Source organism: Nitrospira sp. Kam-Ns4a (genome assembly GCF_965152595.1).
Genome location: NZ_OZ224218.1, coordinates 3,620,472 through 3,639,597, shown reverse-complemented (window position 1 = coordinate 3,639,597; position 19,126 = coordinate 3,620,472). Strand labels below are relative to the sequence as shown.

The window sequence follows — 19,126 nt, the reverse complement described above, 5'->3', positions numbered from 1 at the left end:
TCCCTGCAGCACGTTGACTGACTGAGCGGCGAGCCCGCCCGCCTGCGTGCTTGAAATTCGCACGCAGGCTTGTCGCAGCCGCGAATCTGCGGTTGCAGCAGAAGCGTTCATGAATAATGCAGGTTAGGGCGGTCGAGCCTGCGCGTCTGGGCTGCAGGCTCGAAGCCATTTCAAAACCCTTGATCGGGCTTCAACTGGCTCAGTACGAGCGGCAGCATGCCACTGTTTTCGAGGGACTCTCCATTCGCCCTGAGCTTGTCGAAGGAGTGGACGGGGGGTGAAAAGACGTCTAGTCTTTCTTCTCCCGTTTTGTCGCGTGCTGGAAGATGCATCTCGGGCAGGTGTAGTGGATGTAGGCGCCGGCGCCGACGAGCCGCTTCAGCATCGGCACCTTGCACCAGGTGCAGAGGCGGTCGGGGATGGCCTCGGGCGCAACGCCGGCCGGCTCGGACTTGGGCTGCGACTGCTCACTCATGGAGGCATTGTCCCCGAGCGTTCCTTTGATTGTCAACGAGACGGGCGACGGCTGGTGTCTGGCCTGAATTGCGCGTACAATCCCGGGCAGAGCCGGTATCCAGCGGGGGCGTGGCGACTCATTCCCATGGAGCAAGGAGTGCGGGTGAAGGGACCAGTCTTCACCGGCGCCGCGGCGGCGGCTTGCTGTCTGGCGTCCTGCGCGCCGGCTCCCCTCTTTCCACCCGAGGCCTTGGAAGGCTTTGACCCGCAGGCGCAATTCGGTATCTTCAATCCGGAAGCCGACACGTATCTCACCGGCAAGGTCGTCCAAGTCGGCGGCCAGATGCTCCGGATCACCAAGACGGACGAGGGGCTTCTGATTATGGCCCAGGAACTTCCGCTCACCCATGGCGCCGTTCCACGGCCGGCCGACGAAGCCAAGTCCACCGGGTCGTTCGTGATCCTGTATCAGGGACCGGTTGATGCGGCCGGCTTGCAGCGGGGGAACAAGTTTACGCTGATCGGCGAGATGAAAGGGACCCAGACGATTACGCTCGGCGACATCCGGAAGCCCGTGCCGTATCTGCGCGCGCGTTGCCTGCACGTCTGGAAGACGGGGACCTACGCGATCGCGGACTTCCCCAATATCGCCGACGGCTACTATCCGCTCCAGGAAGAGACCTATTGCGTCCCTCGGGCACCGTGACGCGCACGCTCCTGAACGAGGGAATTCCCTCCGCCGGCATGGTCTGCTTGCTTCCGGCAGAGCCGGTCCGCTAAACTGCTGCCCTATGAGCACGAGCCCCGTCCACGAATTCTTCCGTGGTCTGCCGAGCAAGCTCGATCCGGGGGCCGCCGCTGGGTTGGATGCGGTCTTCCAGTTCAACCTGACCGGCCCGCAGGGCGGCCGGTATCACGTCATCGTCCAGGACGGCGCGTGCTTGGTGCGAGAGGGGGTGCATCCCGAGCCGCACGTCGTGTTCTCGATGTCAGGCGAGGATTGCCTAGGGGTGCTCAGCGGCCGGCTGGACGGGCCGTCGGTCTTCCTAGCCGGCCGGCTGCGGGTCGAAGGCGACCTCGGGCTGGCGCTTCAGTTGAAGGCGTTGTTTCCCTCAGTGGGGTAGCCTCCCCGGTTACGCAGGGGCTGGACTCGCCGCCGGCCGCGTCTCTTCGGTCCAGCTCTGCTCCCGGCCTCCGCTCATCTCCGGATCAGACCGCCGCGGGAACCGTTCCTCCAGGATCAGATAGAGCGTGGGGATCAGGAAGAGCGTCAGCGCGGTCGAGACGCTCAGCCCGCCAATGACGGCGCGCGCCAGCGGCGCGTTCGTCTCGCCGCCGACTCCCCAGCCCAGCGCCATTGGGGCCAGCCCGAAGATCGTCGCGAGCGAGGTCATGAGGATCGGCCGGAGCCGCGTCCGCGCCGCGAGCACCACGGCTTCGCGCAGCGGTTTCCCCCGCCGGCGGAGCACGTTCGTGTAGTCCACAAGCAGCACGCCATTCGAGACCACGATGCCGAGCGTCATGATCACGCCCATGAACGAGGTGGTGGACAGCGTGGTCTTGGTCAGGAACAGCATCAGGATCACCCCCGGCAGTCCCATCGGCACCGAGAACATGATGATGAAGGGGTCCACGAGCGACTTGAACTGCGCTGCCATGACCATGTAGACGAGCAGGAGCGCCAGGATGCTGGCGAAGATCAGTCCCTCGAACGTCTCGCGCTGCTGCTGGATCTGTCCCGCCAGCCGGATGCTGAACCCGGGTGGGAGATGGACCTCCTTGAACCGCGCCTCCAGCTCTTCGGCGATCGAGCCCAAGTCCCGGTCCACGGGGTTGGCGGTGATGTGGACGACCCGCTGGAAGTACTTGCGGTCGATCTTGACGGGGCCCGCGTTGAACGAGATCGTCGCCAGGTTCTTGAGTAGCACGGGCTCACCCGTCCGGCTCGTGAGGATGATCTGCTCGAGGTCCGAGAGGTCTTTCCGGTACGGCTCGGCGAGCCAGGCGCTGATGTAGTACTCGTTGCCCGTCTCTGGGTCCGTGTAGATGATGGGGTCGGTCTGCCCGTTCCCGTTCAGCGAGTAGAGGACCGCGCTCGCCACGTCCTGCTCGCTGATCCCGAGCAGCGCGGCCTTCTCCCGATCCACTGTGATGTCCAACTCCGGGTAGTTTTCCTCGCGGCTCACCTCGATATCCGCGATCCCCTCGACCTGGTGCATGGCGGCCTCCACCTGCCGAATGACCGTCCGCGCCTTCTCCATCTCATAGCCGTAGATCTCGACGTCCACGGCCTTCTGGGAACCGAAGCTCGTCACCCGCTTCACGATTCCCCCTGGATCGAAGTACATCGCGACGCCGGGGAAGAGCTTGAGCACCTTGGGGCGCACCTCGTTCATGATCTCGATCTGGCTGCGCCGGCGCCGGTCCGGTGGGACCAGGTAGACCTGGACGAGCGAGGTGTGCGGCCCCGTGTTCGGATTGAACAGCGAGGAGCGCCCCTGCGCGAGCACGCCCGTGCTGGAGACGATCGTGTCCAGTTCTTCGGGGCGGATCGTCTCCCGGAGCACCCGCTCGATCTCGGCGACCTGCTGCTCGGTCTTTTCCACCCGCTGGCCCACCGGCGCGCGCACGATGATCCGGAACTGACTCTCGTCGGTAACCGGGATGAACTCCGTGCCGATGAAGGGAATCAGCGCGAGCGAGGCGACGAAGAGGCCGACGATCGAGCCGATCAGGACGCGCTTGTGGGACAGCGCCCAGACCAACGCCTGCTGGTAGCGGTTGTCCAGGCGCTCGTATAGGCCGCGGCTCCAGTCCATGAGGCGCAGCCACCAGGCCGGGAGCGTGCGCCGGGCTTCCGGCTCGGGCTTCAGGAACTTAAAGCAGAGGGCCGGGGTGACGGTGCGGGAGACGAAGAATGAGGTGAACAGCGCGATCGCGATCGTATAGGCCAGCGGGATCAGGAGCAGCTTCGCGATCCCCACCACGAAGAAGATCGGGAGGAACACGACGACGGTGGTCACCGTGGAGGCGAAGATCGGCATGGCGACCTCGCGCGCCGCTTCGAGCAGTGCCTCCCACTTGGTCGGCACCGCGAGCTGCAGGGCGGCGCCCGGGGCCAGCGCGCTGGCCTCCTCCCGCACTTCCTCCCAGCGGCGGTGGCTCTCGTTCAGGTGCCGCTGGATGTTCTCCAGCTCGACGATGGAGTCGTCCACGAGCCGGCCGACGCCAAGCGCCAGGCCGCCCAGGGTGAAGATGTTGAGCGTCTGGCCGGTGAAGTAGAGCACGATGAACGTGACCAGGATCGAGAGCGGGATCGCGACCGAGATGATCAGCGTGCTGGTGAAGTTGCGGAGGAAGACCAGGATGACCGCGGCGGCCAGCAAGGAGCCGTGGAGCGCCTGCTCCATCAGGTTCCGGATCGCCATCCGGATGTAGAGGGACTGGTCGAAGGAGATCCCGAGCTTTACGCCGGGCGGGACGCCGATCATGTTCGGGAGCGCTCGCCGGAGCGCATCCACCACCTCGACGGTGTTCGCGGTTGGCTGCTTGTTGACCCGCAGGTACACCGACCGGCGCCCGTCGGTGCGGACGATGTTCGTCTGGATGTCCGAGGAGTCCGTCACCGTGCCGAGGTCGCGCACCCGGACAGGAATCCCTTGCGCGTCCACCTTGACGATGACGTCGTTGATCGGCTCGACGGCCTTGAACTGGTTGTTCGTGAAGACGTTGTAGTCTAGGTTGCCGGCCTTGAGGTCGCCGGAGGGGAGGATCAGGTTGGCCGCCTTCACCGCCTTCACCACGTCCAGGATCGAGAGGCCGCGGGCGTGGAGCAGCGCCGGGTCCAGGTTGATGTTGATCTGGCGTACCTTCCCGCCCTCGACGGTGGCCGCCGCCACGTTGGGGAGCTGTTCGATCTGGGGCGCGATCGTGTTGAAGGCCAGGTCGTAGAGCGCCCGCTCATCGAGATCACCCCCCGAGACCGTCACGAATGCGACCGGGATGTTCGACACGTCGAACTTGACGACGAAGGGTTGCAGGACACCGGGCGGCAACTGGTTCAGGATCTGGGTGATGCGCTGCATCACCTCCATCTGGCCGACGTTAATGTCCGCGCCCCAGTTGAACCAGACCTGGACGGCGCCGATCCCATGCTTGGAGAAGGACTCGACGTGCTCGACGTTGGAGGCGGAACTGACCGCCTTCTCGATCGGGTAGACGACGCTCTTTTCGATGTCCTCGGGCGGCGCCCCCTTGTAGATCACCCCGACGAAGACGACCGGCACCTGGATGTTCGGAAAGAGGTCCACCGGCAGCCGGTCCAGCGAGGTGGCGCCGAGTACCACCATCGCGAGCGACAGCATCAGGATGCCGATCCGGTTTCTGAGCGCGAGGGACGTCAGCCACATAAGGACGTGACGTGTGATGCGTGACAGGTGATACACGACGGGTGACGGGTGCCGAAGGAAGGATGTTCAAGGCTGATTCGCCACATCGCTCATCACCCTTCACTTTTCACCGGTTCCATGGGATAGGCCTGCACCAGCACGCCGTGGCTCACCAAATCCTTGCCGGCCACGATGACCTGCTCGGTGCCGTCGAGGCCCTTGGTGATCTCGATGCGGTTGCCTACCCGAGCCCCCGTCTCGACGTCCACCTGCAGGGCCTTTCCGTCCCGGACGATGTACACGTACTGGCGCTCTTCCAGGCGGGTCAGCGCGTCAATCGGAACCTGGATCGCGTTCGGGTGGACCCCCACGAGCACCTCGACGCGGGCGAACATCCCGCCCTTGAGCAGGTGGTCCGGGTTAGGCAGGTCCACTTCGATCGTCATGCTCCGGGTGGACTTGCTCAGCGCGTGCAGGATCCTCGTGACTTCCCCGATGAACACGCGGTCCGGGTAGGCCTCGGCCCGGACCTCGGCGCGCTGCCCGATCTTGACGAGCGGCACGTCCTTCTCGACCACGTCCAGCATCGTCCGCACCGTGTCAATCTCGTGGAGCGTCAGGATGCCACGGGACATCGTGGACGTGCTGGGGGTCGAGCCGGTCACGTAGGCGCCCGGGTCAAGGTTTCGCTCCGCGATGTACCCAGCGAAGGGCGCCCGGATGTAAGAGTAGGCAAGGTTCGTCTCGGCCTGCTGGAGGGCCACTTCCATCTGCTTGACCTGGGCCCTCAGCGATTCCATCTGCGCCACCGCCATGTCGAAGTTGACCTGCGCGGTGTCCAGGTCCTGCTGGGAGACGAATTGGTCCTTGATCAAGGCCTTCATCCGGTCCAGCGTCAGCTTCGCGTTCCGGATGGTGGCCTCTTGGCGGAGCACGTCGGCCCGCGCGGCAGCCAGGTTGGCCTTCGCCCGGTTGACTGCATGCTGGTACTCCGTGTGGTCAATCTCAACCAGGAGTTGGTTGGCCTTCACGAAGTCGCCCCGGTCCACGTGAATCCTGGCGATGTACCCGTCTACGCGGGAGAAGACGTTGACCTGCCGGTAGGGCAGGATGTCGGCGGTGAACGGCAGCCGGATGTCCACGTTCTGCCGGACGGGTGTGGCGACACCGACCGAGATGAGCCGCCCCTTGCGCGGGTCGCTCTTGGCTCCGCTGCTGGTGAGCCGGAAGGTCACGAGGCCGGCCAGCGCCAGCGCGAGGACCGCGAGCACGGTCAGGCCCGGATGTTGTCGCAGCCGGTTCATAGCGCGGTGGCCCTCCGCCTGCCCCAAACTGACCCAAGCGGGGGCCTGCCTCTGCGCTGCGGTTCGGCCCGCAGGCCCTCCAGGAACAGCGACACGTAGGCGCCGACGCTGTCCTCAGGCGGCCGGTGGGCAGGCACACGGAAGATCTCGTGCAGCAGCCGGTGGTGCGCCAGCATGCCGATGAAGGCGCGTGCGGCCAGCAGCGGGTCCACGCGCCGGAATGCCCCCTCGCGCGTGCGCCGCGCGATATAGCCTGCTAGGTAGTCGTAAAACACACGGTGCTGGTTCCGGAAGAACATATCCGACAGCTCGTGGCCCTCCAGGGCGCTGAACAGAAGCAGGCGGAGCAGGGTCGGGTCCGCGTCGCGCCGGATGCGGGAGGCGGCGATGAGCCGGAACACCCGTTCGTCGTCCCGCTTCCGCGCGGCCTCGTCCACGAGGGCGATGAGCTGGGACATCGGCGCCTTCTCGGCCAGGATCGCGGCGTAGAGTGCGCGTTTCGTGGGGAAATACTTAAAGAGCAGGGCTTCGCTGATGCCGGCCGTTCGGGCGATCTCCCGCGTCGTCGTCCCGCTGAAGCCCTTGTGAGCGAAGAGCGTCGCGGCGGCCTCGATGATGCCGGCCTGGCGCTCCTGCCGCGCAGTCCTGGTCTGGAGCGATCCCTGCCGTCTCGCCATAGCGACCCGGTCGGTTAGTAAGTGATTACTCACCCAATCCTAGCACAGGTGCGCCGTGGGAACAAGCGGGACTGATGGTGGAGGGCGGGCGGGAAAGACGGGAGCCGCCTTCGGGCCGCACGGCGGGCTACTTGCGGATCGCCGCCCAGGCCTTCTGGTAGTCCTCGAAGGAGTCCACTTCCATCCAGCCCTTGTAGATGGGGACGGCGACGACCGGGTGGCCGGTGTCAATCAGCTCCTGGAAGAGATCGGTGAGCGAGGCCTTCTGGAGGCTCGGGGCCGCGTGGAAGGGCCCAGCGGGGTGCCGCTCGCGCGCCTGCTGGTAGGTACGGACGAGGGCCTCGGTCCCCCGCTCCGAGCACATGGCCAGGCCGATGAACTCCCCGTGTGCCTGCTCGGGCGGGAGGTCCCGGCCGATGCGCACCACGCGGCTCTGCTCCTCGGGCGTGACGTACCGGTAGCTGAGGCCAGGCGGTCGCTCAAGGATGACCAGGTCCGGCCGGAGGGCCGGGTTCGTCAGCCCGCGCTCCCGCTGGTCGTTCCAGGCCAGGTCCACGACCAGCGCGATGTCGGCCGGGCTCTTGAGCAGCTTTTGGAGCACGGTCGCGTCGTAGATGATGTCACCGTAGGAGACGAGGCAGCGGCCCTTGAGCTCCGCCTCGGCGCAAAACAGGGAGGCCAGCTCGCCCGTCTCCTCATACCGGTCGTTGTCGTAATAGCGGAGGTTCGGGAGCGCGATCGCTTCCTTCCGGTACCCGCGCACGAGCGCGATGTCCTTGATGTTGCACTCGTTGAGCGCCGCCACCTGGCGCTCCAGGATCGTCTTGCCCTTGATGTCGAGGAGGCACTTCGGCTTGTCCTCGATCAAGGGCAGCAGCTGCTTCTCGAAGCCCGCCGCGACGATCACGGCCGTGACCTGCTCGCCGCCGGCCGGGAGGAACCGGCGCTCGTCCTCCTCCATCTCCGGGACTCCCACCAGCTCGTAGACCTCTTGGAGTGGGACGATGCGGTCGTTCACGGCTCCGGGCCGTGTGTCCTGCTTCAGGATCGCGAGCACATCGCGCATGGCCTTGATCCCGGCCCGGATGACCTGGTTCGCGTAGATGACGATTTTGAAGCCGGCCTCTTCCAGTTCGGCCGCGGTCACCCCGTCGAAGATCGTCGGGACGACGACCAGCGGGACCAGGCCGGACCAGGCCCGCGCTACCTGCCGCAGCTCGTCGAACGTCTTGGACTTGGAATGGATGAGCACGGCGTCGGCCCCCGCCTGCGCGTAAGCCTCGGCGCGCCTGAGCGCCTCCTCCTGACCCCAGCCCGCGATCAGCGCCTCCGTCCGGGCGATAACCATGAAGTCCGGCACGGTCTGGGCGGCTTTGGCGGCCCGGATCTTCCCGCAGTGCTCCTCGATGGAGACCAGTTCCCGCCGCACCCCGGCGTAAAAGCTGCACCGCTTGGGAAAGACATTGTCCTCGATGCAGATGGCAGCGATGCCAGCCCGCTCGTGGTCCGCGACGGTCCGCTTGACGTTGAGGGCGTTCCCGTAGCCCGTGTCGCAGTCGGCGATGATCGGGAGGTCCACGGCCTCCGCCATGTTCCGCTCGATCTCGAGCTGCTCGGTCAGCGTGATGAAGCTTGCGTCGGGGATGCACTTGAGGGAGGCGGAGATCCCGAACCCGCTGGCCCAGACGGCGTCGAAGCCGGCTTCCTGGATCAGCTTCGCGCTGAGCGCGTCGTGCGCGCCGACGGCCTTGATGAGGCCGGGCCGCTTGAGCAGGGCTCTGAGCTTGGTCGCCTTGTGCATGGGGAAGCTACTATGGGAGGGAGGGCCGAACCTTGTCAACGGAAATGTGTGGGCAGGCGGAGCCGCCTGGCTGGCCGGGCGCGCTCACTGGCAGCCGACGCCCTCGACGAATTTGGGAGCCAGCGAGCGGCTCTCGATGAAGAGCAACCCGCGCTCCCCCATCCGCTGGTAAGTGAGGTTGACTTCGGTGTCCGTGCCGCGCCAGTTGAACTGCTGCTCCGCGCCGGCGGCGAGCTGGCCCGGTGTGACGTCGATCGGCCCGAACTGGCTTTGCAGGTAGGCCAGGATCTGCCGGTGCGTCTGGCCGCCCTGATAGCGGATCGTGACCCGGGCGAACTTGCCCTCGATCGTGGAAAGCCGGAGGGACGATACCGGAATGCCCCCGAGGGCCGGCGGGCCGTCCTTGCGTTCGTATTCCTTGATCCGGTCCCCCGAGCCGACCTCGGTCAGCTCGGGCCGCTCGGCGAGCGGCGAGCCCCAAGAAATGCCCTGGAACCCCTTGGGGTCGTTCACCATTGAGCCCGCCGCGGCGAGCCCGGGCGCGAGGAGGCTGGCCATCCAGAGCAGCCGCGCGACCCCGCGGGCCAAGCGTTGGAGGGCCGCTGCGTCCTGGCCGGCCGGCCTGCGCCACGCGAACTCGCGTCGCGGCACCAATTGAGGATGGATAGGGAGTGGAAAGGTCGGGGACGCCATGCGTCGCGTCGCTCAGAGCGTCGCCGGCGGCGCCGCCGGGCCGCGCGGCCCAGCCCGGTACGCGGTCGGGAGATGCTCGTTGAATTTGCCGGCGAGCATGCGGCTTTCGATAAAGAGGTAGCCGCGTTCGCCCGCCCCTTCGTACGTGAGGTTGACCTCGGTGTCCGTGCCGCGCCAGTTGAACTGCTGGTTGAGGCCGCGCATCATCGAGCCCTGGGTGCGGTCGGTTTGCCCGAACGCGGCCTGCAGGTACGCCAGCACCTGATCGTGCGTCTTCTGCCCGCGGTAGCGGATCGTGACCCGGGCGAATTGGCCCTCGATCGTCGTAAAGCGCATGGAGTCCACGCGCGCCTCTCCCAAGGGTGGCGGGCCATTCTTCAGCTCATACTCTTTAATTTCATTCGAGGACGTGACCAAGGTGAAGTCCGGATTGTTGGCGAGGGAGGCACCCCAGGGGATCCCGTGGAACCCGTGGGGGTCGTTCTCGATCGCGATTTCCACGCTGGCTGCGGCCAGGCGGGGGAAGACGACGGCGCCACCCCACTCCAGGCTCAGCAGGCCGATGATCGCCAGGACCAGGAGAAATCGGGAGCGCATCAGTCAAGGTCCTCGACGGAAGACGCTTCACCCTATACCATGTCTCGCGCCGCGAAGGCAACGGCTTCCCTTGAGAATCCCCCCTGGCTTCGCTATAATCCGCCCCGATTTCGCGGCCGGCCGGTCCCCACGTCCGGCCGCCGTTGTTTTCTGACCGCTTCGCGCACATGATCGAGAGCGACCAGTTCGTCCAGGCGCTCCAGACCATCGGGTTCGACTTCTTCACGGGCGTCCCCGATTCCATTCTGGGCGGGATCATCGAGACGCTCCTCGAGCGACGGCTGTACATCCCCGCCGTGCGCGAAGACGAGGCCGTGGCCCTGGCCGCCGGCGCTTACATGGCGGGGAAGGTGCCGGCCGTGCTTATGCAGAACTCCGGATTGGGGACTTCCCTGAACACGCTGATCTCCCTGAACCTCATCTATCAGCAACCCTGCCTCCTGCTCGTCTCCTGGCGGGGCTTCCAGGGGAAGGACGCGCCTGAGCACCTCGTCATGGGGCAGACCATGCCCCAGCTCCTCGACACGGTCCGGATTCCTCATCGCACGCTGTCTGAGGCGACTATGGGGGAGGACCTGAAGTGGGTCGCCGAGACCTTCATGAAGGCGCGGATTCCGCACGCCCTGCTCATCAAGAAGGGCGTCGTCAGAGGCATCCAGCCATGACCCTGAAACCCGAGCAAGGCACGATGCAAAGCCGTGCGCAGGCCATCGAGGCGGTGCTCGGCCTGCTTACCGACCAGCCGGTGATCATCTGCAACGGGTTTCCGTCGCGGGAGGCCTTCCGGATCGCGGATCGGCCGACGCACTTCTATATGATCGGTTCGATGGGCGTGGCGGCGGCGATCGGCCTTGGCGTGGCCCTGGCCAAGCCGGACAAGAAGGTCGTCGTCCTGGACGGGGATGGGAACGTGCTCATGGGCATGGGGACGCTCGCCACGGTCGCTGCGTTGAAGCCGAAGAACTTCATCCACGTGGTGCTGGACAACGAGGTGTACGGGAGCACCGGCAACCAGCCGACCTATTCGCGCCTCGTGCGGTTGGACCAGGTGGCGAAGGCGGCGGGGTACGTCAACGTGGAGCGGGTCCGGGAGCGGGAAGACCTCATCTACGAGTTCAAGGATATGCTCGCCAAGGATGGGCCGAGTTTCCTGCTCGTGAAAGTCACCGAACTGGTCGAGGACGTGGACCGGGTGCCGCTCGAGCCGGTCGCGATCACGCATCGGTTCAGAGACGCGATCAAATGATGTTCGGCCAGGGGTAAAGCGGCGAGAGGCACGCGGACAAGCGTTTTCCTACCCCCGCCGCTTGCCGGAGTTTGTGATGATTCTGCTCAACCCAGGTCCGGTCAACGTCTCGGAGCGGGTGCGGAAGGCACTCCTGCAGCCGGATATCTGCCACCGTGAGCCGGAGTTCGCCGAGCTGCTCCAACGGATCCGGCAGAAGCTCCTGACCGCCTTCGTGCCCGGGGCCGAAGCCGACTACACGGCGATCATCCTGTCCGGGTCCGGCACGGCGGCGGTCGAGGCGGCCGTGCTGTCGGCGATCCCGGTCGGAAAGCGCGCCTTGGTCATCAACAACGGCGTCTACGGCGAACGCATCTCTTCGATCCTGGGCGTGCACCGGCTGGGCGTCTCCGAACTGAAGTACGACTGGAGGATGCGGCCGGATCCGGAGCAATTACGCCTGGCCCTCCGCCAGCACCCCGAAGTCCATGCCGTGGCCATGGTGCACCACGAGACGACAACGGGGCTGATCAATCCAGTCCGGGAGATCGCCGACGTCGTGGACAGCCAGAACCGGGTGTTCATCCTCGATTCGGTGAGCGGCCTGGGAGGCGAGCCCGTGGACATCGCGGGCCCGCACGTCTACATGGTCGCGGGGACCGCGGGCAAGTGCATCCAGGGCTTCCCCGGGGTGTCGTTCGTCCTGGTGCGCCGCGGGTTCATGGAGCGGATGAAGGGCTATCCCAAACGCTCCTGGTACCTGCACCTGCCGCATTACTACGAGGACGAGGAACGGGGCCGCATTCCCTTTACGCCGGCTGTCCAGCTTTGCTACGCGTTCGAGGAGGCGCTGGACGAGCTGCTGGAAGAAGGGGTGGCCAACCGGATCCAGCGCTACCAGAAGGCGGCGGCGTTCATCCGCCGGGGTCTGGCGGCATTGGGCCTAAAGCCGCTCCTGCCGCCGGAGCTGCAATCGAACACGATCACCGCCTATCAGCTTCCGCCGGGGCTGACCTACGAGTGCCTGCACGACCGCCTCAAGGAGCAGGGCTACGTCATCTACGCCGGGCAAGGCCAGTTGGAATCCAAGATCTTCCGCGTGGCCAACATGGGCGCGTTGACCCAGGAGGTCCTGGAAGGGTTCCTGGCGGCGTTCAAGCAGGTTCTGGAGGCGGCCCCGGGCCGCGGCTGAAGGCAGTCGCCGATGCAAGCGAGTAGCCCATGAAGGCCATCATCCTGGCGGCCGGGGTCGGCAAGCGGCTCTGGCCGATCACGCAACACCGGCCCAAGTGCCTCATCGAACTGGGCGGGCGGCCGCTCCTGGCCCGTTACTTCGAGGCCTTGGACGCCGTGGGGGTCAAGCGGGCGACGCTCGTCGTCGGGTACAAACAGGAGATGGTTCGCGCTGCCGTCGCGGCTGTGGCGCAGGGGCTGGACGTCCGGTTCCTCGTGAACGAGCACTATCAGCGCGGCAGCCTCACGTCCCTCTGGCTCGCACGGACCGAGTTCGACGATGATGTCCTGATCATGGATGCGGACGTGCTGTTTCACCGGGCGATCCTCCGGCGGCTCATCGAGTCTTCCCGGCCGACGGCGTTGCTGCTCGATGAGACGGTCATACAACGAACCGAGGAGTGTATGGTTGCGGTTCGTGGCGGGCGGGTCGTCGCGCTCAGTAAGCGGATGCCCGAGCGCTACGATCTGGCGGGCGAGGGCGTCGGGTTCCTGAAGGTGCGCCGGCAGGACACCGACGCGCTCACGGCGTCGCTCAAGGGCTACGTGGACCGTGGTGCGCTGGACATGGAGTACGAGGACGCGCTCGCGGAATTCTTCGGAACTGTCCCCGTGGGCTATGAGCGCATCGGCGGGCTCCCGTGGATCGAGATTGACTTTCCCGAGGACGTGGCCCGCGCCGAGCGGGAGATTCTGCCAAAGCTGGATGAATGACCGACAGCGTCCTGCATAACCGGATCGCCGAGTCCCAAGGGCTGGAGACCGCAGTCGTGCTCGCGGTCCCTGGCCGGACCGCGACGCCGGGCTCGGCAGGGCCGTTGACGCGGGTCGGCGGCCTCACGCTGTTCCAGCGGACCCTACTCACCCTCCAGCGCGCGGGGATCGGGCAGGCCCTCGTGCTCGTCGGGGACGAGGAGGTGGCCCTCAGAGCGCTGGTCCGCGAGGACCCGCGGGTGAGGCTCGCCATCCGCTGGCTGCCGACTCGCGAATTCCCGCCGGACGATCCCCAGACCTGGGAGACGGTGCTGGGCGCGCGGCGGGGCTATTGCCTAGTCGTAGGCGCCACCACCCTCTTTTCCCGGGAACTGGTGGAACGGCTGCGCCACGAGGTCCAGGACGGCCAGCCCTCGCTACTCCTCTGTCGGGTCTCGAAGAGCGAAGCGCACCCGGGCGGTGGGGCTGCTGCTGGCCCGGCGGAGGTGATCGTGCTCCGAACAGGGCTGGCCGCCTCGTCCTCGCTGGGGGCTGGGGGTGCGGAGGAAACGGCGGGCTGGCCCACGGCACACTGTCGGGGTGAGGAGTCTCGGCCCCTGTCGGGTCTGGGCTGGGTGCGCGGGCTCATCGCGCGGGCCGACGCGGAGGGCGGCCTGCGAACGCTGTCTGTGCCCGCGGACTCGCCCTGCTGGCTCCGCGAGGTCCGCGATGTCGCGGACGCGCGGCTCGCCGAGCGGAGGCTCCTCGAATCCTTAAAGGAGCACTTCGAGGGGGTCGTGGACCGCCATTTCAACCGCAAGCTCTCCGCCCTCTTCACGCGGTTCTTCCTCCGGGCGGGGCTGTCGGCCAACGCCGTTACGGCGCTGGCTACCCTGATCGGCCTCCTCGCGGCCTCGGCGATCGCACAGGGGACCTATCTCGCCGGGCTCGTCGGTGCCCTGCTCTTCCAGTTGTCGGCCGTCGTGGACTGCTGCGATGGAGAGGTAGCCCGGCTCACGTTCACGGAATCGAAGCTCGGCGAGCAACTCGACCTGCTGGGCGACAACCTCGTCCACATGGCGATCTTCGCCGGGATGTCTTGGGCCGTCTTCCTCCAGCAGGGCGGCTGGCAGAGCGGAGTCGCTGCTGCCTGGAGTCCCTTGGCGCTCGGCGGGGCGGCGATCCTCGCGAACGGGCTCTCGCTCTGGCTCGTGATCCGCGCGAAGGCCCTGCGCGACCGGGGCGCCATCGTGAACCCGGCCGCCGCCGCGCGCGCGGAGTTTCTTCTTAGGAACATGGCCAGCCGGGACTTCTCCGCGATCGTTCTGGCCTTCGCGCTGCTCGGCCGGTTGGACATCTTCCTCTGGCTCGCCGCGATCGGCGCCAATGCCTTCTGGGTCACGCTAGCCTGGGCCACGCGACCCTCGGCGATCAGCCGTGCATAGCCTACGGGCGGCCCTCCTCGTCATCGGGATCCTGGTTCTCCTGGGGCTGATCTGGCACATCGGGCTGGGCCGGCTCGCCGAGACGGTCTCGCTGCTCGGGCCAGGCTCTCTCTTCATCCTGCTTCTGCCCTCATTGCTCATGTATGTCCTCGAAGCGCTCAGTTGGCGGTTTACGTTGGGCCGCCATGCGGAGCAGGTGTCCTTCGGGCGCCTCTTCGCCATTCGTACCGCGGGCGAAGTGCTCAACCTAACGACGCCGACCGCCTACCTCGGCGGCGAACCGCTCAAAGCCTACTTGCTCAAGCAGCAGGGGATCGCAATCGTGGATGGGCTGGCCTCCGTGGTCACGGCCAAGACGACGCTGACCCTCGCCCAGGTCGCCTTCATCCTGTTGGGGATCGGACTCGCCGTCGGGCCGCTGGGTGTGACCGGCCCGGCGGCGCCCACGGCGGCCGCTGTGGTGGCCGTCGTGGGGCTGCTCGTCTTCGGCACCGCCGTGCTGCTCCTCGTGCAACGCGCCGGGCTATTTGTGGGGCTGCTCAACGCGCTCCGGCGCTGCCGGCTCCGGATCGCGGCGCTGGAGCGGCGCGAGGACAAGCTCCGGGCCCTCGATCGGACGATCCTCGAGTTTTACGCGGGGAACCGGCGGGGGTTCCTACTCTCCACCGGCGCGGCCTTCTCGGGCTGGCTCGCTGAAGCGCTCGAGGTCTATGTGATCCTCTGGATTCTTGGAGGGGTCCCGTCGCCGGCGACCGCGATCGCGGTCGCCGCGTTGTCCGTCTTCATCAAAGGCGGCACCTTCTTCATTCCCGGGAGCCTCGGCATGCAGGACGGCGGCAACCTGCTCCTCGTGATGGCCTTCGGCTATAGTGAGGTGACCGGCCTGACTTTCGCGCTCCTGCGCCGGCTCCGCGAGCTGGTCTGGATCGCGATCGGGCTCCTGTGCCTTGCCGCGCTGGGTGGCCGTCCGGCCGTGGCGCTGCCACGATAGCACGACAGGCCCTCCCGTTTACAAGGTCCCCCTCGCTTGTTAGGATACTGCGCCATGAGCGTCGGCATGAAGCTCCTGTGGGCGCTGGTGGCCGGGCTCTGCGCGGTCGCGCTCGGTTTCGTTACGGGCCTGGTCAACCCGGGCGAGAAGGTCAACGGGCTGTGGCTGGTCGTGGCCGCGGCCTGCTGCTACGTGCTGGCGCTCCGGTTCTACGCGCGCTGGCTCGCCCGGCGCGTCGTCGAGCTCAACGATCGCTACGTCACGCCCGCCCACCGGCTCCGCGACGGCACGAATTTCTATCCGGCCAACCGCTACGTCCTGTTCGGACACCATTTCGCGGCGATCGCCGGCGCGGGGCCCCTCCTCGGCCCAGTGCTGGCGGCGCAGTTCGGTTACCTGCCGGGGTTTCTATGGCTGGTGATCGGGGCGGTCCTGGCCGGAGCCGTACAGGACTTCGTCATCCTGGTCGCCTCCATGCGGCGCAACGGCCGGTCGCTTCCGGAGATCGCCCGGGACGAGTTGGGGGCCGTCACCGGCACGGCCACGGCGGTCGCGGTCCTGTTCATCGTCGTCGTCGCCCTGGCCGGCCTCGGGCTCGCGGTCGTGAACGCGCTGTACCGGAACGCCTGGGGGACCTTCACCATCGCCATGACCGTTCCCATCGGGTTCCTCATGGGATTCTATCTGGAGAAGTTCCGGCCTGGCCGGGTCGGCGAGGTCTCACTCCTCGGGGTCCTGCTCCTGCTTGCCTCGGTCGGCCTGGGGCGCCTGGTGGCGCAGTCTTCGCTCGCGCCCTGGTTTGAATTCGAGCGGCCCACGCTGGTCTGGCTGCTCGCGGGCTACGGGTTTCTGGCCTCGGTCCTGCCGGCCTGGATGCTGTTGGTCCCCCGGGGGTACCTGTCCACGTTCATGAAGCTCGGCGTCGTGGTGCTGCTTGGCCTGGGCGTGCTCCTGATGGCGCCGACGATCGAGATGCCGCGGGTGACCGCCTTCGTGCACGGCGGCGGTCCGGTGATTCCCGGGACGCTCTTTCCGTTCCTGTTCATCACGATCGCCTGCGGGGCGATCTCCGGGTTCCACTCCCTGGTGTCCTCCGGGACGACGCCGAAGATGATCGAGCGCGAGTCCCACGCGCCGGTGGGCTACGGCGCGATGCTGCTCGAGAGCTTTGTCGGCGTCATGGCCTTGATCGCGGCGTCGGTGCTCGTCCCCGGGGACTACCTGGCGATCAACACGATGCTCTCCGCGGACCGGCTCGCGGCCCTCGGGTTTCCGGTGGAGCGGATCCAGGAGTTGTCCCGGCTGGTCGAGGTGGAGGTGGCCGGGCGGCCCGGCGGAGCCGTCTCGCTCGCCGTGGGTATGGCGTCCATCTTCGCCGCGCTCCCCGGGATGGCGGGCCTGATGGCCTATTGGTACCAGTTTGCGCTCCTGTTCGAGGCGCTGTTCATCCTCACGACCATCGACACCGGGACACGGGTCGCCAGGTATTTGATCCAGGAGATGGGCGGGCGCTGGTACGCGCCGCTGCGGCAATTCACCTGGTGGCCGGGCGTCTGGCTCGGCACCGGGGCCGTGGTGGGCGGCTGGGCTTACTTGATCGGGACCGGCAGCATCTCGACGATCTGGCCGATGTTCGGCGCGGCCAACCAGCTCCTGGGGACGCTGGCGCTCTGTATCGGGACGACGGTGCTCATCAAGATGCGCAAGCCGCAGTTCCTGTGGGTCACCGCGGTGCCGATGGCGTTCGTCGGCGTGATCACGCTGACCGGCTGCTACGAGATGTTCTGGCTGTTTGTCGAGCAGGCGGGCAGCCCGGGCGGGGCCGGCCGGGCCGTCGCGCTCTATTTAGATGCGGCGCTGGTCGGGGCGGTCGCCGTGCTCGCAGTCGTGGTGCTGACGGACAGCGCGCGGCAGTGGTACGGCTACGTGGTGGCGGGCCGGCCCATTACCAGCAGCGAAGTGCTGGTGCTGCGGGGCAGCGCCTCGCCGGCCGGGTCGCGGCCGTCCGTGTCGGACGGCAATCCGCTGACGACGGGGGGCTGTTGCTGAGGAGGAAGACTGTGGCGGATCAGTTCTCGTTCGACGTGGTGTCCCGCGTGGATATGCAGGAAGTCAAGAACGCGCTTGATCAGACACTCAAGGAGGTCCGGCAGCGGTTCGACTTCAAGGGGACGAAGACAGACCTTACGCTCAAGGAGAAGGAGCGGGAGCTGGTCGTCGTCTCCGACGACGAGTACAAGCTCAAGGCCGTCCTGGATATCCTGAAGGCCAAGTTCGTCAAGCGCGCCGTGTCGCTCAAGGCGCTGACCTACGGCAAGCTGGAGGAGGCACTGGGGGGGACGGTGCGGCAAGTCATCACGATCCAGAACGGCATTCCGGACGAGAAGGCCAAAGCGATGGCCAGGGAGATCCGGGACGCCAAGTTCAAGGTGCAAGCCCAGATCCAGGGCGACCAGCTTCGCGTCCAGAGCAAGAGCAAGGACGAGCTGCAGGCCGTCATCGCATTCCTGAGGCAGAAAGACTTCGGGATTGACCTGCAGTTCACCAACTATCGCTAGCCCGTGGCGGGCTCGGGAGGATCGAGCCCCATGACAGCCCGCGTCTTCCTCGTGACGATCGCGCTCGGCCTGGCGGCCCTGCTGGGCTCAGGGTGCCAGCGCAGCGATGCGATCGTCGTCATCCAGCTCCATCCGACCAACCCGAACATCATCTACGTCGCGACCAACGACTACATCTACAAGACGCGGGATGGCGGGCAGACCTGGGAGAACCTCTCCCGGGGGATGACGCACTCGCGCGTGATCGCCATGGCCGTGGACCCGGTCTACCCCGCGACGGTCTACGCGGGCACCAAGGGCGACGCGGTCTTCAAGAGCTACGACGGCGGGCACACCTGGCGGTCCCAGCGGACCGGGTTGGACGACGCGACGATCACCTCGGTGGTGAACCAGTTCGTGGTCGATCCGGCGGACAACACCCACCTGTTCGTGGCAACGACGATGGGCGTGTTCGAGTCCACGAACGGCGGCGATTCCTGGCAAAAGCGGATGGAGGGGATGAAGGAGGTGCTGATGGTCGTCACGCTCGCGCTGGACCCGACGCGGCCGCAGGTCATGTACGCGGGGACCAGCGGGGGCGTCTACAAGACGGTGAACCGGGCCGCCCGCTGGGAGAAGGTGAACAATGGCCTCGTGTCCCCGGACGTCATCAAGTCCTCGCGCGCGCTTGGTGTGACCGTGATGCAGGTGGACCCGCACCGGCCAGACACCGTGTACGCCGCCACCCTCAACGGACTCTACAAGACCACCGACGGCGCCCAGTCCTGGACGCGGATCGCGCAGACGCTCCCGGATCAGATGCTTAGCGCGATGGTGCTGGACCGGTCACGGCTGGATACGCTCTACGTGGCGAGCCGCGAGGGAGTGCACATGAGCGAAGACGGGGGCGCGACCTGGCGCGCGCTGAACAAGGGGCTAGCCACGCTCAACATCCGGTCGCTCGCCCAGAGCCCGACCGATCCCGCGACCTGGTACGTGGGCACGAACGGGAGCGGGCTCTACCGGAGCCGCGATGGCGGCGAGACCTGGGAGGCGATGCCGCCGGTCAAGGACAGAGCGGCGTGA

At 66.7% G+C, this 19,126-nt stretch carries 18 protein-coding genes; 11 read left to right on the top strand and 7 right to left on the bottom strand.

Annotated elements, in window-relative coordinates:
* Nucleotides 1-289: 289 nt before the first annotated feature.
* Nucleotides 290-475: a hypothetical protein gene (locus tag ACWHYQ_RS18140; RefSeq protein WP_447973505.1), complete on the bottom strand. Its 186-nt coding sequence runs from the start codon at nt 473-475 to the stop codon at nt 290-292.
* Between the two features lie 126 nt (nt 476-601).
* On the opposite strand from ACWHYQ_RS18140, the gene ACWHYQ_RS18135 reads away from it, so the two are divergent.
* Both ACWHYQ_RS18135 and ACWHYQ_RS18130 read left to right on the top strand, forming a co-directional pair.
* Nucleotides 602-1,162 carry a Slp family lipoprotein gene (locus tag ACWHYQ_RS18135; RefSeq protein ID WP_447973504.1) on the top strand — a complete coding sequence of 187 codons (561 nt, stop codon included), beginning with the start codon at nt 602-604 and terminating at the stop codon, nt 1,160-1,162.
* Between the two features lie 85 nt (nt 1,163-1,247).
* A complete protein-coding gene (locus tag ACWHYQ_RS18130; protein ID WP_447973503.1) occupies nt 1,248-1,580 on the top strand; it encodes an SCP2 sterol-binding domain-containing protein in 333 nt (110 codons plus the stop codon).
* Nucleotides 1,581-1,589: 9 nt separating this feature from the next.
* On the opposite strand, the gene ACWHYQ_RS18125 is transcribed toward ACWHYQ_RS18130, so the two are convergent.
* The 6 genes from ACWHYQ_RS18125 to ACWHYQ_RS18100 form a co-directional block, all read right to left on the bottom strand.
* Entirely contained in the window at nt 1,590-4,865 is a 3,276-nt protein-coding gene (locus ACWHYQ_RS18125; protein ID WP_447973502.1) for an efflux RND transporter permease subunit, read from the bottom strand.
* Between the two features lie 92 nt (nt 4,866-4,957).
* Nucleotides 4,958-6,148 carry an efflux RND transporter periplasmic adaptor subunit gene (locus ACWHYQ_RS18120; RefSeq protein ID WP_447973501.1) on the bottom strand — a complete coding sequence of 397 codons (1,191 nt, stop codon included), beginning with the start codon at nt 6,146-6,148 and terminating at the stop codon, nt 4,958-4,960.
* The gene (locus ACWHYQ_RS18115) at nt 6,145-6,825 is read right to left on the bottom strand and encodes a TetR/AcrR family transcriptional regulator (RefSeq protein WP_447973500.1); all 681 of its coding nucleotides are present in this window, start codon (nt 6,823-6,825) and stop codon (nt 6,145-6,147) included. The genes ACWHYQ_RS18120 and ACWHYQ_RS18115 overlap by 4 nt, the downstream gene beginning before the upstream one ends.
* 127 nt (nt 6,826-6,952) lie before the next feature.
* A complete protein-coding gene (locus ACWHYQ_RS18110) occupies nt 6,953-8,626 on the bottom strand; it encodes an isocitrate lyase/phosphoenolpyruvate mutase family protein (protein WP_447973499.1) in 1,674 nt (557 codons plus the stop codon).
* 84 nt (nt 8,627-8,710) lie between these two features.
* The gene (locus ACWHYQ_RS18105) at nt 8,711-9,319 is read right to left on the bottom strand and encodes a hypothetical protein (RefSeq protein WP_447973498.1); all 609 of its coding nucleotides are present in this window, start codon (nt 9,317-9,319) and stop codon (nt 8,711-8,713) included.
* A 12-nt stretch (nt 9,320-9,331) separates the two neighbouring features.
* Complete coding sequence (locus ACWHYQ_RS18100; protein WP_447973497.1) at nt 9,332-9,916, bottom strand: hypothetical protein; 585 nt, start codon at nt 9,914-9,916, stop codon at nt 9,332-9,334.
* A gap of 167 nt (nt 9,917-10,083) precedes the next feature.
* Between ACWHYQ_RS18100 and ACWHYQ_RS18095 the strand changes: the two genes are divergently transcribed.
* From ACWHYQ_RS18095 to ACWHYQ_RS18055, 9 genes are all read left to right on the top strand, one after another.
* Nucleotides 10,084-10,581 carry a thiamine pyrophosphate-binding protein gene (locus ACWHYQ_RS18095; RefSeq protein ID WP_447973496.1) on the top strand — a complete coding sequence of 166 codons (498 nt, stop codon included), beginning with the start codon at nt 10,084-10,086 and terminating at the stop codon, nt 10,579-10,581.
* Nucleotides 10,578-11,162 carry a thiamine pyrophosphate-dependent enzyme gene (locus tag ACWHYQ_RS18090; protein WP_447973495.1) on the top strand — a complete coding sequence of 195 codons (585 nt, stop codon included), beginning with the start codon at nt 10,578-10,580 and terminating at the stop codon, nt 11,160-11,162. Before ACWHYQ_RS18095 ends, ACWHYQ_RS18090 begins: the two co-directional genes overlap by 4 nt.
* Before the next feature lie 76 nt (nt 11,163-11,238).
* Nucleotides 11,239-12,333, top strand: a complete 1,095-nt coding sequence (locus ACWHYQ_RS18085; RefSeq protein ID WP_447973494.1) for a 2-aminoethylphosphonate aminotransferase — start codon at nt 11,239-11,241, stop codon at nt 12,331-12,333.
* A gap of 29 nt (nt 12,334-12,362) precedes the next feature.
* Nucleotides 12,363-13,088 carry a phosphocholine cytidylyltransferase family protein gene (locus ACWHYQ_RS18080; RefSeq protein ID WP_447973493.1) on the top strand — a complete coding sequence of 242 codons (726 nt, stop codon included), beginning with the start codon at nt 12,363-12,365 and terminating at the stop codon, nt 13,086-13,088.
* Entirely contained in the window at nt 13,085-14,512 is a 1,428-nt protein-coding gene (locus ACWHYQ_RS18075; protein WP_447973492.1) for a CDP-alcohol phosphatidyltransferase family protein, read from the top strand. The genes ACWHYQ_RS18080 and ACWHYQ_RS18075 overlap by 4 nt, the downstream gene beginning before the upstream one ends.
* Nucleotides 14,505-15,503 carry a lysylphosphatidylglycerol synthase transmembrane domain-containing protein gene (locus tag ACWHYQ_RS18070; RefSeq protein ID WP_447973491.1) on the top strand — a complete coding sequence of 333 codons (999 nt, stop codon included), beginning with the start codon at nt 14,505-14,507 and terminating at the stop codon, nt 15,501-15,503. Before ACWHYQ_RS18075 ends, ACWHYQ_RS18070 begins: the two co-directional genes overlap by 8 nt.
* A 54-nt stretch (nt 15,504-15,557) precedes the next feature.
* Entirely contained in the window at nt 15,558-17,552 is a 1,995-nt protein-coding gene (locus ACWHYQ_RS18065) for a carbon starvation CstA family protein (protein ID WP_447973490.1), read from the top strand.
* 11 nt (nt 17,553-17,563) lie between these two features.
* Nucleotides 17,564-18,061 carry a YajQ family cyclic di-GMP-binding protein gene (locus ACWHYQ_RS18060; protein WP_447973489.1) on the top strand — a complete coding sequence of 166 codons (498 nt, stop codon included), beginning with the start codon at nt 17,564-17,566 and terminating at the stop codon, nt 18,059-18,061.
* Nucleotides 18,062-18,091: 30 nt separating this feature from the next.
* Nucleotides 18,092-19,126: a WD40/YVTN/BNR-like repeat-containing protein gene (locus ACWHYQ_RS18055; RefSeq protein WP_447973488.1), complete on the top strand. Its 1,035-nt coding sequence runs from the start codon at nt 18,092-18,094 to the stop codon at nt 19,124-19,126.

Excerpts from the sequence above, each read along its gene's own strand:
- ACWHYQ_RS18140 (WP_447973505.1), bottom strand. The coding sequence starts at position 475 with ATGAGTGAGCAGTCGCAGCCCAAGTCCGAGCCGGCCGGCGTTGCGCCC.
- ACWHYQ_RS18135 (WP_447973504.1), top strand. The coding sequence starts at position 602 with ATGGAGCAAGGAGTGCGGGTGAAGGGACCAGTCTTCACCGGCGCCGCG.
- ACWHYQ_RS18130 (WP_447973503.1), top strand. The coding sequence starts at position 1,248 with ATGAGCACGAGCCCCGTCCACGAATTCTTCCGTGGTCTGCCGAGCAAG.
- ACWHYQ_RS18125 (WP_447973502.1), bottom strand. The coding sequence starts at position 4,865 with ATGTGGCTGACGTCCCTCGCGCTCAGAAACCGGATCGGCATCCTGATG.
- ACWHYQ_RS18120 (WP_447973501.1), bottom strand. The coding sequence starts at position 6,148 with ATGAACCGGCTGCGACAACATCCGGGCCTGACCGTGCTCGCGGTCCTC.
- ACWHYQ_RS18115 (WP_447973500.1), bottom strand. The coding sequence starts at position 6,825 with ATGGCGAGACGGCAGGGATCGCTCCAGACCAGGACTGCGCGGCAGGAG.
- ACWHYQ_RS18110 (WP_447973499.1), bottom strand. The coding sequence starts at position 8,626 with ATGCACAAGGCGACCAAGCTCAGAGCCCTGCTCAAGCGGCCCGGCCTC.
- ACWHYQ_RS18105 (WP_447973498.1), bottom strand. The coding sequence starts at position 9,319 with ATGGCGTCCCCGACCTTTCCACTCCCTATCCATCCTCAATTGGTGCCG.
- ACWHYQ_RS18100 (WP_447973497.1), bottom strand. The coding sequence starts at position 9,916 with ATGCGCTCCCGATTTCTCCTGGTCCTGGCGATCATCGGCCTGCTGAGC.
- ACWHYQ_RS18095 (WP_447973496.1), top strand. The coding sequence starts at position 10,084 with ATGATCGAGAGCGACCAGTTCGTCCAGGCGCTCCAGACCATCGGGTTC.
- ACWHYQ_RS18090 (WP_447973495.1), top strand. The coding sequence starts at position 10,578 with ATGACCCTGAAACCCGAGCAAGGCACGATGCAAAGCCGTGCGCAGGCC.
- ACWHYQ_RS18085 (WP_447973494.1), top strand. The coding sequence starts at position 11,239 with ATGATTCTGCTCAACCCAGGTCCGGTCAACGTCTCGGAGCGGGTGCGG.
- ACWHYQ_RS18080 (WP_447973493.1), top strand. The coding sequence starts at position 12,363 with ATGAAGGCCATCATCCTGGCGGCCGGGGTCGGCAAGCGGCTCTGGCCG.
- ACWHYQ_RS18075 (WP_447973492.1), top strand. The coding sequence starts at position 13,085 with ATGACCGACAGCGTCCTGCATAACCGGATCGCCGAGTCCCAAGGGCTG.
- ACWHYQ_RS18065 (WP_447973490.1), top strand. The coding sequence starts at position 15,558 with ATGAGCGTCGGCATGAAGCTCCTGTGGGCGCTGGTGGCCGGGCTCTGC.
- ACWHYQ_RS18055 (WP_447973488.1), top strand. The coding sequence starts at position 18,092 with ATGACAGCCCGCGTCTTCCTCGTGACGATCGCGCTCGGCCTGGCGGCC.